This is a genomic window from Bartonella sp. LJL80 (genome assembly GCF_054871565.1).
Genome location: NZ_JBTXLM010000005.1, coordinates 33,585 through 48,036 on the forward strand (window position 1 = coordinate 33,585; position 14,452 = coordinate 48,036).

Consider the following 14,452-nt stretch of genomic DNA (forward strand, 5'->3'; position numbering starts at 1 on the left):
GCCGTTGGGCATCTGCCCGAACTTCCGCAAGGAAGATGTCTTTACCGAACTTGTCGTCACACTTTTTCAAATATTCAATCGGCGAATGCACGGCAAAACTACATCCTCCAACGATCTGGTGTGGCTTTATGCCCCGTAAGAGCTTGCTCTTTGGCATGGGCGGAGCCGCCGGTGTTTTGTCGCTCTTTGTCGCCGATGCTGTCAGTCATATTCATAACAGCCAATTCTAAATAAAAAGACGAAACGCGCTAATTCGACGCGTATTATCAAAAGCAAGAAGATGCGTAGGATGAAGACGTAGAGCTGTAAGAAAGGTAAGATTTCAACTGTCATGTGACGAATGCCCGAACAGACTACATGGTAACTCTACGGAGCGGTGGGTTCGAAGCCCTCTCTTCCAAACGGAAGAAGTCTTTTCAACACTCGTCGTCATACAATGTTTAACCAAATGATGCGGCGAATGCCCGACAAAACTACATCCGCCATTAATGGATGATCTGGTGTGGTTCGACTCCCCCTTGGAAGACGCTCTTTGGCATGGGCGGGATCATCCGGGTTTTGTCTCTATTTGTCGCCGCAATTTCTTGTCTGGTGAATGCATGCAGGACTACATGGGTAGAGCGCTCCGCAAAACGGAGAGGTCGGATGTTCAAGTCATCCCAGATTCGGATGAAGTCAGTAGCTCAGGAAAATGTCCTGCAAATTTTGTCACCAGAACAGGAATACAAAACGTAACAATTTTAAACTCAGGAAGAAAGGCTGCAAAAAAGCAGAAAAGAAAATGACACAGACACTAAGCGGACAGGATCTGATTAATGCTGGTATGAAACCGGGAAAATGGTTTAACCCTGCTCTGGAGGCTGCAAACGCAGTTTTGGCAAGCGGCGGCGCAATAGATCTTGCTCTGCAAAAGGCACTCACTTTCGCGCCTCCGCCCAGTTTGCCGTTGCAAACTGAAGGCAGCGTTCCCATTCATGTCAATATTCGTGGTGAAAACGAGATTGAGCAGAAGAATGTCGAGAATGTTATCGCGACGATGCGCAAACTTGCCATGACGCCGGTTGTAAAAGCGGCAGCGATTATGCCAGACGCTTGCCCGACCGGTGCTATTGGCAATATTCCGGTTGGTGGTGTGGTTGCATCGCAGGCGATCCATCCCGGTATGCATTCGGCCGATATCTGTTGTTCAATGGCACTTTCGGTGTTTTCGGGTGTTGATCCGGCCGCATTGCTTGATGCTGTGCATCAGTCCACCCATTTTGGTCCCGGTGGTCGTGCGCGCGGTGCGCAAGTCCGGCCTAGTAACCAGACCATGCAGGCATTTGAGGACAACCCGTATCTTGATGCCATGACGAGTACCGCGATAGAGCATTTTGCGACACAGGGCGATGGAAACCATTTTGCTTATGTCGGGCAGTTGAAATCGACAGGCGAGACGGTTCTTGTCACGCATCACGGCTCGCGTGCACCCGGCGCTCGTCTTTATGACCGCGGAATGAAAATTGCGAACAAGTTTCGTGAAATCCTATCACCGGAAACAGATAAGGTTAATGCGTGGATCCCGGCAGAAAGCGAGGAAGGAGAACGCTATTGGTCAGCGCTTCAGATCGTTCGCCAGTGGACAAAGGAAAATCATTTCGCCATTCATGATCTCGCAGCCGAAAAACTTGGTGTGCGTGTGAATGACCGGTTTTGGAACGAGCATAATTTTGTGTTCCAAAAAAGTGATGGTCTGTTCTATCATGCTAAAGGTGCAACGCCGGCTTTTGACGGTTGGGCGCATGATGCGACGGATCTGACGCTTATTCCGTTGAATATGGCTGAGCCGATTTTGATCGTGCGCGGATCAAATGCATCCCATGGTTTAGGGTTTTCGCCCCATGGTGCAGGGCGTAATTTTTCGCGCTCGGGCTACGTTCGTAGTCTTTGTGCTGAATTCGGCGCCGATAGTCGCGGCTTAAGCGAGCGTGATATTGCGGCTGTGATGGCGCGCGAAACAAAAGGACTTGATGTACGGTTTTTTGCGGGAAAGCCCGATGTGTCGGAACTGCCCTCCGCCTATAAAAATGCCGATACGGTGCGAGCGCAGATAAAGGAATATGGCCTTGCTGACATTGTTGACGAGGTCGTGCCCTATGGTTCCATCATGGCGGGAAATTGGCTTGCCGATGCGCCGTGGCGTCGTAAGAAAAAAGCAAAAGACGCGTCAAAATCTCCATCGTAATAAGAAAACTTTCGCCGGTATCAACCGGCGAAAGGATTGTGTCCCGCAACGATAGAAAGGCGATGCCGAAAAAGCGAAGCGGCTTGGGAATGGTCATAAATCCTGTGGCGCATCTCTGCGTTCCCAGCAAATTCTCAACCTGTCGTTTCGTTCAAATGAATAGTCTTGACCCTAAAGCGGTTCCCGATTGATGTGAATCATCTATCGGATAAGATACCGCGACACATCAAAAGCTTGAGACGCGCCGGCCGGATAGCATCAGGTCGAAAAGCGCTCTACACTTCACCGCGCGCCTGATATTCTTCCAGCTTCATCCGTATGTTGGCGGCAAAGGTTTTTATTGGTTCGGGCGGACACCAGCCGGGATTGCTTGTTTTAAGGAGATGGCGGACTTCTTCACCGTCGATGCCACTGGCCAATTCTGCCAGATAAAGCCCCAGCATAGAACTGCGGGTCAAGCCGCATCCATCGCCAACTGCGGCGGCATAAACATTCGGGCTTTTTTGAAAGAAGAAAGATTGGCCGTTTATGGTCAACGGGATCATGCCGCCATAGACATATTCGAACTCGACATGGCGCAAGGTGGGAAACCGGTTTTCGAACGAAAGGCGCAATTGTTTTCTGGCATGATCTACTTGTGAATTCGATAAGGATAGATGGGTTGGAAAGGTCAGTCCATTGCGCACATAAACACGCTTATCTGTGAGCAGCCGCACAGTTGTGCCAGCTGCATGGGCCGATGTGCAGCCCCAAGGGACGATCTTGGCAAATTGTGCCATTTCCTCTTCTTTCAGTGTACGGGTAAAAGCGCCGAAGCTGCCGGCAGGAGTCATGCGCCCTGCCTTTTCAATGCCGAACCGGTCGATAAATACCCCGGCCAGCAAAAGAAGCTTGCCGGCTTTGATACGGATGCCATCAGCCAGTGTGACTTCGACCACTTTGCGATCGTCGATTTGCACAATGGGGGTTTCTTCGAAGATATCAACATTTCCGGGTAGGACGCTAGCCAAGCCCCTTACTGTTTCGGAAGGGTTGATAAGGCAAGTGCCGGCAGTATAAAGCGCCTTGATATAATAATTTATACCAAGTTTTTCCGCCAAGGTCGCCTTATCGATCAACCGGCTTTCTTCGCCGATACGATCAATGATATCGGCCATCGCATAGAGGTTTTTCAAAAACCTCGGCTCGCGCGCTGCCAGATATTTGCCGCTTTGTCTCCAGTCGCATGTAAGATTATTGGCAACCCTTATGGCATCCATACGTGCAATGACAATACGGTTGAGCTTCATCCGGTATTGATGATCGGCAATCGTCATTCCCGGTTCTCCAAAGGAATGGGGAACGTCCATCAAAAAACCGGCATTACGTCCGCTATCTCCCATGCCGATTTTCAAAGCTTCAAAAACTGCAATGGTAGCCCCAGGGTTTAATTCGGCGAGACGATGGGCCGCGTTGATGCCAGCAAATCCACCACCGATGACAACGTAGTCATAGGTTTTTTGTAGCTGCTGTCGTGGTGTAAAGGGATGATCCTTATATCGCGATAAGGCAAACCAGCCGAGATCTCCGGCGCAGGTGGGAAACCGTTCAATCGTCTTCATAAGCCTGTCCTCCACAGAAAACATATGAGAATTGCATGATTATAGCTGGTCAAAAAATATAAATATAAATTGTATAATATATGTATACAATAAAACTTATGATGAGTTTTGAGAAAACGCAATATCCTATCGTTCATTTTAGTGACAATCTGGACGATTTACATTGCGAAATAGCGTTTTAAGTTCAAATGAAAAAACAGAATGTATTTCGATCTGATTGGGTCAGATCGACACTCAAATCCGATGTTTACAACGCTTTTACATCCTAAAACCGCTTCACACTTTCGCAAAACGCGCTCAAATCAAGTGGATAAAGCCTGATTTTGTGGTGATGGAAAAACTACCGACAGCGATTGTCAGTTGAGGCTCTGACGGCGCGCCATGATGCCTTTTTATAGATTGTGTACAAAATTTATACAAAATTAGTTGACAGGTTTCTAAGGCAATGTATTCTTCCAATCAAGACGTAAATAAATAACCAATAATGGGATGATGTCTGTGCCGGGTGGGAAGAATAAACTTTACGAGGACTTGAAACGTCAAATATTGACGATGGAGCTGGATCCGGATTCCAATCTGGACGAAGTATCATTGGGTGAGCGCTATGGTGTTTCACGCACACCGGTGCGGGAAATCTTCCGCCGTCTTGAGGGGGAAGGATATGTGTCCATTCAAGAAAATCGCGGTGCCCGTGTCACCCCGATGAATCACTCGACATTGCGTAGTTTCTTTCAGGTTGCGCCGATGATTTATGCTGCAATCGGGCGGCTCGCCACGCAAAATCATAAGCGAGCACAGTTGGATGTTTTGCGGGAGGTTCAGGAGCGTTACCGGCGTGCCAGTATTTTAGGCGAACCTTACGCCATGGTGATCGAAAATAACCGTTTCCATGAGATGTTGGGAGAGATGTCGGGTAATGTGTATCTGTGTGCAAGTCTTAACCGCTTGCTGATTGACCACGCCCGCATTGGCCATACGTTCTATCGCCCCCGCGACGAAGATATGCAAAAACGCGTGCTCGTTTCAGTTGAGCACCACGACCTTATGATTACGGCAATCGAGCAGCGCGATGAAGATTTGATTGTCGATACCGTTTTTGAGCATTGGGAATTATCGCGGAAAGATATGGAGCTGTTTGTCGCGCCTCAGTCGCTGGAGCAGGACAGCCGTGTCGCGCTTGCCAGTCTTACAGATAAAAAGGTGTTGTCATGAAATTTCAGGGTATTTACACGCCGGCAATTACGCCTTTGACAAGCGATGGTGTGATCGACCGGAAGGCCTTCAGCGAAGTGTTGGAGTTTCTGATTGAGGCGAAAGTTCATGGTATCATTATTGGCGGTTCGACTGGTGAATATTATGCGCATACACAAGACGAGCGTCTGGCGCTGAATGCTTTTGCAAAAGATGTCATTGGCAGACGTTTGCCGCTGATCATCGGCACTGGAGCGATCCGTACGGAAGACGCTATTGTCTTTGCAAAACATGCGCGGGAAATCGGCGCGGATGCAATTCTGGTCACGTCGCCACCTTATGCACTTCCAACAGAAGAAGAAAATGCGGCGCATGCTTTGGCAGTTGACCGGGCTGCCGACCTTCCCATTATGCTTTATAATTATCCTGCGCGCATGGGTGTTGATATGGGGCGCGATTATCTTACGCGGGTCAGCCGATCAAAAAACATCAAGGCGATCAAAGAAAGTTCGGGTGATATGGCGCGGGTTCACATGCTTTCGCGTGAATTTCCGCAGATATCAATGTCGTGTGGCTGGGATGATCAGGCGCTGGAATTTTTTGCCTGGGGTGCTCAAAGTTGGGTATGCGCTGCGTCAAACTTCATCCCGCACGAGCATATAGCGCTTTATGAGGCCTGTGTTGAGCAGGGCGATTTTACCAAGGGACGTAAAATCATGACAGCGATGCTGCCTTTGATGGATGCTCTGGAAGGTGGGAAATTCGTCCAATCGATCAAATATGGCTGTGAATTGGCAGGTTTACATGCCGGCGATGTGCGCGCTCCGCTACAGGGATTGCAACCGCAAGAAAAACAAGCCCTGCAAACAATCGTCGCGGATTTAAAAAGCGCTATTGGAGACATTGTGTCGGAGGAGAAAAATGCCTGATATCCTCACGGCGGCCGAATATGCGGCCATTGCAAAAACCATGTCATTTCCATCCAACGCATTTGTCGATGGCGGTTTTCGTCCGGCGATAGCGGGCAAACGCTTTAAAACTATCAATCCGGCGACAGGGACAGTTTTAGCAGAACTTGCGGCTTGCTGCGCCGAGGATATCGACTTTGCGGTCGAAAAAGCCAAAGAAGCATTTGAGGATGGTCGTTGGCGCCTTTTGCCGCCCGCCGAACGCAAAAATATCATGTTGCGTTTTGCCCGCCTTCTCCATGACAACCGTCATGAATTGGCGGTTATGGAAAGTCTCGATTCTGGCAAGCCGGTGGGGGAATGCCAGTCGACCGATATACCCGAAACCATCAACACGATACGTTGGCATGCTGAACTGATTGATAAGATTTACGACCATGTCGCACCGGTGGGTGATGATGTCATGGCTATGGTTGTCCGTGAGCCCATCGGCGTTGTAGGTTTGGTTTTACCATGGAATTTTCCATTGCTTATGCTGGCTTGGAAAATCGGTCCTGCGTTGGCGGCGGGCTGTTCCATCGTTCTGAAGCCTGCGGAAGAGACCAGTCTGACGTCGCTTCGTGTTGCCGAACTGGCCAGCGAAGCAGGAATACCGGCAGGCATATTTAATGTGGTTACCGGAAGCGGCGAAGACGCGGGTGAGCCGCTTGGAAAACATATGGATGTCGCGTTGGTCAGCTTTACTGGATCAACGCAAACAGGCCGTCGTTTCCTGCGTTATGCGGCCGATTCCAACCTGAAAAAGATTGTGCTGGAATGTGGCGGTAAAAACCCGGCGATTGTCACCGCAGATATTGACGATATCGATAAGGTCGCCGAACAGGTGGTCAATGGCGCATTCTGGAATATGGGTGAAAATTGTTCTGCGACATCGCGTTTGATTGTCCACCATAAGGTCAAGGACGCACTTCTGCAAAGTATCGTCAAACATATGGGCGCGTGGAAGATGGGCGATCCGTTGGAACCTGAAAACCGTGTCGGTTCGCTGGTATCGGCTGCCCATTATCAAAAAGTCATATCCTATCTGGAAGACATCAAACGTGAAAAGCTCAACCTCGTTTCAGGGGGGAAAACCTCTGGTGATATTTTTGTTGAGCCGACGTTGGTCGATGGTGTTAACCCACAAAGTCGTCTCTTCCGCGAAGAAATATTCGGCCCTGTTTTATCGGTCACAACATTCCATACACTGGAAGAAGCTGTCGCCTTGGCAAATGACACGGTGTATGGCCTGGCGGCTTCGGTTTATACCAGTAAGCTCAGTCACGCACTCCGCCTTGCACGCGAAATCAAGGCGGGTGTTGTGACGGTTAACTGTTTTGGCGAGGGTGATGTGACAACACCATTTGGCGGCTTCAAAGAATCCGGCTTTGGCGGGCGCGATAAATCGATTTGGGCCCATGATCAATATACTGAGTTAAAAACGATTTGGATTGATAGCCGCGATCATTCGGAAGAGGAGGCTGTGGCATCTTAGATTGGTTTTTCTGCACACTATGTGCCGGCAGTTACAAAGCCGGAATATTTGCTGCCGGGTGAATTGGTATTTGCAGAACATGGATATGTGCAGAGCGAAGAATGAAGAACAGCCGGCTATACTACTGGCCGTTTAACACCCTTAAAGCCGAAAGCCTGCTTGACAGGTAAAAAAGAAAAAAGCGCAAAGGGTGACTGGGAACGAATTGAGGAGAGAATAATGCGATATTTCTGGAAAATCGTCTGTCTTGTTTTTGTCATGACATTGGCTTGCACCCAACTGCGTGCCGAAGAGAAAACCATCAAATTGGGCACGATGTCCTGGGAGGATCTGACGCCCATTACCGGCATCACCAAAAAGGTGCTTGAACAAGCCGGTTACACGGTCGAGGTCACCCAATTTTCTGAACTCGGCATTGCTTACGCGGCATTGACGAGGGGTGATGTGGAAATTTTTACATCGCAAATCAATTATGCAACGCAAGACTATTGGAACAAGAATAAAAACCGTCTCGAAAAGATTTCGCCTGTATCCTATGGCCTCTATCAAGCTATTGCCGTTCCGGCCTATGTCAATATTGACTCGTTGGATCAATTAAACGAGCAGGCCGCCAAATTTAACGGGCGTATCATTGGCATTGAGCCGGGGTCGGGTCTGATGCTTGACGCGGAAAATGCCGTCAAGGCCTATGGCCTCAAGCTGCAACTGGTTGAAGGCAGTACGGCTGCAATGACAGCGGCGTTGCAATCGGCAATCAGCCGCAACGAGTGGATTGCCGTGACGACATTCAAACCGCATTGGATGTTTGCAAAATACGACATCAAATTCCTGAAAGATCCAAAGGGCATATTCCCCGGTGCCCAAGCCTATTACTATATTGCGCATAAAGGTTACTCGGAAGCCAATCCGCATGTCAGGGAATTGCTTGCCGGTATCTATATCCCCCTCGACGATATTACCGCCATCAACGCCGAGTACAACGATGGCAAGACAATGGATGAGGCTGTCGATCATTGGATGGAGGCCCATACCGATCTGGTCAAGCGCTGGATGAATATCAAGAAGCCCTGACGGAACAAGCATGATGCCGGCCACCCTGTGTCGGTAACAATACAAGCGATCAATGTGAATTTTGAGGGCAAAACCATGACTGGGCAAATTGTCTCGGACGAGATTCTTATCGACTGTCAGTCCGTTTGGAAAATATTCGGCCATCATGTGGAGCGCGCAGTGGATGCCGTGACCCAACAAGGCTTGAACAAGACGCAGATATTAAACGATTATAACTGTGTCGTCGGTGTTTCAAATGCCGATTTGCAAGTCAAGCGTGGCGAAATCTTCTGTATCATGGGATTATCGGGCAGTGGTAAATCGACGCTTATACGTCTGCTCAACCGTTTGATTACGCCAAGTCTTGGCAAAGTCATCGTAAAAGGCAAAGACATTGCCAAGCTGAACGCCGCGGAGCTGCGTGAAATGCGCGCAAAAAATATTGGCATGGTCTTCCAAAACGTCGCTTTGCTGCCCAACCGCAATGTCGTTGAAAATGCGGCATTTGGTTTGGAAGTACGCGGCGTTGCCAAGGCCAAACGTCTGGCAATAGCCACCGAAGCGCTGCAAAAAGTTGGATTGCTTGATTGGCAAAAGCGCTACCCTTGCGAATTGTCGGGCGGTATGCAGCAACGCGTCGGCCTTGCACGAGCGCTGGCATCTGACCCTGAAATTATCCTGATGGATGAGCCTTTCAGTGCCCTTGATCCACTGATACGGCGTCAATTGCAAGACGAGTTTCGTCAGCTTACCAAAGAGCTCGGTAAGTCTGCGGTGTTCATAACCCACGATTTGGACGAGGCCATACGCATCGGCGACAGAATTGCAATCATGAAAGATGGCATCATCATTCAGGTCGGCACCGCTGAAGAAATCATCCTCAATCCGGCAGACCAGTACGTTGCTGAATTTGTTGCCGGAATTTCCCGGATGCATCTCGTCAAGGCGCATTCGGTCATGATAGCTCCGAGCGACTACCGCGCGTCAACACCGCAGAACGACTTGAGCGCTCTGGCCATTGCCGGCCCCGATACCGACATTGAAAATCTGATCAATATTTTACTGGAGTCTGGCAAGGACGCAGTAGCGGTTGCAGATGAAACGGGAACGATTGGTGTCATCACCATTCATAGCCTTTTAAAGGGCCTGCAGGACAAACCGGTACAGTCACATTGAAGGTGAGCGCACATTAAAGGCGAGGGCACATGCTGTTTTTAGATACTGCTACACTGGCTGAAATTTTCGATGGTTATGTCGATAGCGCGCTGGAATGGATCAGCGATCATGGAAATGCATTTTTTTCTTTTGTTCGTGATTGCTTGGAAGCGATTTATGATGGCGTTTTGTGGCTTGTGCAATTGCCACCGGCGCTTGTGCTTATTGTGCTGTTCGGTCTGATCGGCTGGCGCCTTGTGCATCTCGGCTTCGGACTTATCAGCGCGCTCGCGCTTGTGCTTTGCCTTGCAATGGGATTATGGGCTGAAACACTCAGTACCCTTTCGCTGGTGGTTATTGCTACATTTATGGCGATAGCAATCGGCCTTCCCATCGGTATTCTCTCCGGTCTTGTCAAATCGGTCGGGCGCATTGTCGATCCCGTTCTTGATCTTGTGCAGACACTCCCGCCCTATATCTATCTTTTACCGTCTATTGCATTGTTGGGCTATGGGCCTGCAACTGCGCTGGTGGCAACTATCATCATCGCTATACCGCCGGTCATACGATTGACGTCACTGGGTATGCGCCAGACGCCCAATGAATTTATCGAGCTTGGCGATGCGACTGGTTTGACGAAACGGCAAATGTTTACCAAGATACGCTTGGCTTTTGCACGGCCAAGTATATTGGCTGGTATCAATCAAAGTCTGATGATGGCCTTTGGTATGGTGGTCATTGCCGGCATTGTCGGTTCTGGTGGGCTTGGCCAGACGATTTATAGCGCCATTCGCACTTTGGACATCGCTCTATCCATCAATGCTGCCATTGCAATCGTCATTCTGACGATGATTATTGATGGTCTTACACAAAGTAGCGCCAACAAAACGGGTAGGACGTAAAGATGGTTTTACAATTTTCACCCGGATCCTATTTGGCACCCGTCGTTGACTGGTTAAACATCAATTTCCATCCGCTTTTTGCGGCGATCAGCTCCGTTGTCGAAGGATTTTTGGGTGCCATCGAGACAGCCTTGTTGTTCTTCCCCGCTTATTTGGTTATCGCGTTTGTCTTCAGCGTTTCATTTTATCTGGCAAATTGGAAGATAGCGGTGTTTTCTGCCTGTGCACTTGCTTTGTGTTTTTTCAGCAATCTTTGGCAGGCATCGATGCAGACCGTTGGTCTGGTCGTCGTGTCGGTAACGATTTCGGTGTTGATTGCCTTTCCGATTGGTGTATTGGCAGCCCGCAAACCTCGTTTGGAACGAACTATTCGCCCGCTATTGGATATTATGCAAACTGTGCCTCCTTGGGTCTATCTGATACCGGCTGTCATGCTGTTCAGCTTAGGCCGCGTTCCAGCAATCATCGCGACCATTATCTATGGCATACCGCCCATGCTGCGTTTGACCGCGCTCGGTTTCAAACAGATCCCAAAAGAATATCTTGAATTGGGATACGCGATTGGCGCGTCCCCTCGCAAAATCCTGTTCAAGATAGAAATGCCGATTGCAATGCCGACCTTATTGGTTGGGCTTAATCAATGTATTCTGCTGTCACTCTCCATGGTGGTTTTGGCCGGACTTGTCGGAGCCGGAGGGTTGGGCGCAGAAGTAACGCGCGGTCTCACACGTATGGAAATGGGATTAGGATTGCGCGCCGGCCTTTCAGTTGTTGCCATCGCGCTGCTTTTAGACCGCTTGTCCAAGGCCGCACTGACGCAAAAACAACGCTAATGCGTGTCGTGTTCTATCGCGTTCAGACACCACGCATGAGCCATTTTTTCGCGTATATTCATCCAAAGCCGGTCCCACTTTTGGCTACACGCTGTAACAGGTCAATGAAGGGACAGGCGGCGAGGTGCGCCTGTCCGTTTTTTCAGATATTGAACAGCCAGACATCTTCCGGTTTTATGGCAACATGCACGTTACCGGCGTCAAGCCTTTCTGCTCCGCTGGCCTTTATTTCAAGGCCGCCATGGTGCAAACGATATTCCCAACGGTCACCGAGATAGAGACTTGCATCAAGATGCATAAGAGAGGAACCTTTTACAGCGGTTTTTTTCACCCTTATATGTTCGAGACGGATCACCGCCTTGACCTTTTCGCCGACCTCCGCCGGTTTCTCGTCCCGTAACGTTCCGGTTATAGACCAGTCCTCGTCGCCGATGACAGCAATATTGCCATCTCTTTCCAGAATACGCCCTTCAGCGACATTGTTGGCACCGAGAAATTCTGCCGAATAGAAGCTATTGGGATTGGAATAGATATCCAGAGGGCTTCCATGCTGGATGATCCGACCATTTTGCAACAAAAGAATATGATCGGCAGCCGCCAAAGCTTCTGTCTGGTCGTGGGTTACAAGTATAGCACAGATATCCAGTTCCAGAATAAGTTTGCGGATCCAGTAGCGCGCTTCTTCCCGAAGTTTCGCATCAAGGTTTGACAAGGGCTCATCCAGTAACAAAACACGCGGTTCGTAGACAACGGCACGACAAATGGAAACGCGCTGCTGCTGTCCGCCGGAAAGCTGGCTGGGATAACGGTCGGCAAGGTGATCAAGCCCCATTGTTTTGAGTATCTTATCGACACGCTGGGTAATTTCTTCATTGTTGACGTGGCGCAGTTTCAAGCCATAGCCGACATTTTCCCGCACAGTACGATGGGGCCAAAGCGCATAGGACTGGAATACCAGGCCGATATGACGTTGTTCAGGCGGCAATTGGATGTTTTTCACGCTATCGCGGGCAATGCGTTCGCCGATTTGAATATAGCCGACTTCAGGGTTTTCCAATCCGGCGATACAGCGCAGAAGCGTCGTCTTGCCGGAACCGGAGCCGCCCAGAAGCGCGACAATGGAGCCGCGTTGGGCTGTAAAATCGACACCTTTGAGGATTTGCAGGCCACCGAGCCATTTTTCTACATTTTTGACGACGAGTTCGGTTCTATTCATTGATTTTTGCTCCCAGTTTCAGGGCAAGCGCAAGCGCTGCTGCGGTTAGTACAATACTGACAAAAGCCAGGGCGGCGATGGTATCCATGGCGCCGGTTTCAAACTGCTGGACGATGAGCGAACCGATGACACCGGTATCCGCGCTCATCAAATAAACGCCTGTGGCATAATCGCGCAAAAACAAGATCATGATCAGCGCCCAGGCACCCGTTAGGCCGGGTCTGACAAGCGGCACCACAATGTCGCGCCATGTGCGGCCAATGGTTGCGCCGCTGGTGCGGGCGGCCTCTTCCAATTCGGGCGAGACTTGCAACAAAGTGCCCTGCAACAGGCGAAGGCCATAAGCAAGCCCCACCACCATATAGGCAATCAGGAGTGAAAAGAGCGTGGGCCGGAGCGGTGTCAAAAAGGGAACAAACAAAAATACCCAATAGACCGCCAAACCGATAATCAGGCCGGGAAGGGCGCGCGGCAACAAGACGATATAATCAAGCAGGGTGCCGCTCATTCCGCGGTTTCGGTGTCCGGCAAGACCGATCAGCAGGTAGACAAACACTGCAAGCAGCGCGCCGAAGACACCCAGAATGACAGTATTGATAATGCCGGTTGAAAGGTTGCGGACTTCCCAAAGTCGGGAAAAATTGGCCAGGGTCAAATGATCCAGAACATTGACCCCCTGACCCCAGGCATTAACGAAAGCGCGAAGCGTAATGCCACCAACCGGGATAATGACCGAAACAAATAGCCAGAAAGCAATGGCGGTGAGGGCGATTATCTGACCCTTTGTGCCAAGCTTCAGCGGTGAAGCTCTGACCCCTTTGCCGCCAAGCGCTGCATAGCGACGGCTGTGTTTGAGGATTTGGCGTTGGGCAAAGATAAGTGGCAAGGTCAGCAAGATCAGCACCATGGCCACAACAGCCATGAGCTGATAGGTGGGGGCGCCGAACAGAGTGGTCAATTTATAGATGTAAGTCGTTAGAACCAATGTGCCGGATGGGTCGCCAAGCACCAACGGTATGCCGAATTGTTCAAACCCCAAAAGAAGATTGAGTGCGGCGGCAAACACCAGCGATGGCAGAACCATTGGTAGCGTGACATCGCGCGAAACGCGGAAAATTGAAGCACCGGTCGTGCGTGCCGCTTCTTCCAGATCGGATGGCAGATTGCGCATGGCCGCGGTGACATAAAGATAAACATAGGGAACGTGGCTCAAAGCTGCCACGGCAATAATACCACCGACAGAATTGATATTCCATGGGACGAAACCGATGATATTGGATGTCCATATGCTCAAGAAACCCGATGGCCCCATGGCAACCGTATAACCGAAGGCCAAAACGATGGACGAAATGAACATGGGCACCAAAACCAATATTTCCAGTGCACTGCGAAATTTCAAATCGGTACGCGTTAGCAGGAATGATAGAATGCCGCCAAGCGGTACAGAAATGATGACCATGCCGACCGCAATGACAATGGTTGTGCCAAGGGCGCGATAGAAATCCGGGTCGGTCAAGACAAAGCCATATGCATCAAGACTAAAGGCGACATTGCTTTTGAAAAAAGCATCGTCAAGGAAGCTCTGGTAAACAATCAGGCCAACGGGCGAAAGGACAGTGACGGCCAGAAGAAGAATGGTGATCCAGCGATAGATTACGGCATCGGCGCGCAGCTTTTGCCATGAAAATGGTCTGGCGGGGGGAAGTCTGCTATTTTCCATTGTCAAACTTTCTCAGATAGAACGCGGTTCCCGTGACGTGTGAAACGATCTTCATAGGGAAACCGGTAAAAACAGATGAAGGGGGTAAATCCGCAAGCCAACATGCAGTGATTTTTCT

11 protein-coding genes are annotated in these 14,452 nt (G+C 49.9%); 8 read left to right on the forward strand and 3 right to left on the reverse strand.

The annotated features are described in order from the left end of the window. Window positions 1-781 precede the first annotated feature (781 nt). On the forward strand, window positions 782-2,224 hold the full coding sequence (locus ACYSNS_RS09350) for an RtcB family protein (RefSeq protein ID WP_461722889.1): 1,443 nt from the start codon (window positions 782-784) through the stop codon (window positions 2,222-2,224). A 275-nt stretch (window positions 2,225-2,499) separates the two neighbouring features. On the opposite strand, the gene ACYSNS_RS09355 is transcribed toward ACYSNS_RS09350, so the two are convergent. After that, window positions 2,500-3,825, reverse strand: a complete 1,326-nt coding sequence (locus ACYSNS_RS09355; RefSeq protein ID WP_461722890.1) for an NAD(P)/FAD-dependent oxidoreductase — start codon at window positions 3,823-3,825, stop codon at window positions 2,500-2,502. 492 nt (window positions 3,826-4,317) lie between these two features. Between ACYSNS_RS09355 and ACYSNS_RS09360 the strand changes: the two genes are divergently transcribed. The 7 genes from ACYSNS_RS09360 (at window position 4,318) to ACYSNS_RS09390 (ending at window position 11,398) form a co-directional block, all read left to right on the forward strand. Further along, entirely contained in the window at window positions 4,318-5,037 is a 720-nt protein-coding gene (locus tag ACYSNS_RS09360) for a GntR family transcriptional regulator (RefSeq protein ID WP_461723062.1), read from the forward strand. After that, window positions 5,034-5,945, forward strand: coding sequence for a dihydrodipicolinate synthase family protein (locus ACYSNS_RS09365; protein WP_461722891.1), 912 nt, complete (start codon window positions 5,034-5,036; stop codon window positions 5,943-5,945). The genes ACYSNS_RS09360 and ACYSNS_RS09365 overlap by 4 nt, the downstream gene beginning before the upstream one ends. Further along, a complete protein-coding gene (locus ACYSNS_RS09370) occupies window positions 5,938-7,458 on the forward strand; it encodes an aldehyde dehydrogenase (RefSeq protein ID WP_461722892.1) in 1,521 nt (506 codons plus the stop codon). The genes ACYSNS_RS09365 and ACYSNS_RS09370 overlap by 8 nt, the downstream gene beginning before the upstream one ends. 219 nt (window positions 7,459-7,677) lie before the next feature. Beyond that, complete coding sequence (locus ACYSNS_RS09375) at window positions 7,678-8,529, forward strand: glycine betaine ABC transporter substrate-binding protein (RefSeq protein ID WP_461722893.1); 852 nt, start codon at window positions 7,678-7,680, stop codon at window positions 8,527-8,529. A 75-nt stretch (window positions 8,530-8,604) separates the two neighbouring features. Next, the gene (locus tag ACYSNS_RS09380; RefSeq protein ID WP_461722894.1) at window positions 8,605-9,684 is read left to right on the forward strand and encodes a quaternary amine ABC transporter ATP-binding protein; all 1,080 of its coding nucleotides are present in this window, start codon (window positions 8,605-8,607) and stop codon (window positions 9,682-9,684) included. Between the two features lie 29 nt (window positions 9,685-9,713). Further along, a complete protein-coding gene (locus ACYSNS_RS09385; protein ID WP_461722895.1) occupies window positions 9,714-10,565 on the forward strand; it encodes an ABC transporter permease in 852 nt (283 codons plus the stop codon). 2 nt (window positions 10,566-10,567) lie between these two features. Beyond that, window positions 10,568-11,398, forward strand: a complete 831-nt coding sequence (locus ACYSNS_RS09390) for an ABC transporter permease (protein WP_461722896.1) — start codon at window positions 10,568-10,570, stop codon at window positions 11,396-11,398. 142 nt (window positions 11,399-11,540) lie between these two features. Here ACYSNS_RS09390 and ACYSNS_RS09395 read toward each other — a convergent pair whose 3' ends face one another. Together ACYSNS_RS09395 and ACYSNS_RS09400 are read right to left on the reverse strand one after the other, a co-directional pair. After that, entirely contained in the window at window positions 11,541-12,614 is a 1,074-nt protein-coding gene (locus ACYSNS_RS09395; RefSeq protein WP_461722897.1) for an ABC transporter ATP-binding protein, read from the reverse strand. Beyond that, window positions 12,607-14,334, reverse strand: coding sequence for an ABC transporter permease (locus ACYSNS_RS09400; protein WP_461722898.1), 1,728 nt, complete (start codon window positions 14,332-14,334; stop codon window positions 12,607-12,609). Before ACYSNS_RS09400 ends, ACYSNS_RS09395 begins: the two co-directional genes overlap by 8 nt. Window positions 14,335-14,452 lie beyond the last annotated feature (118 nt).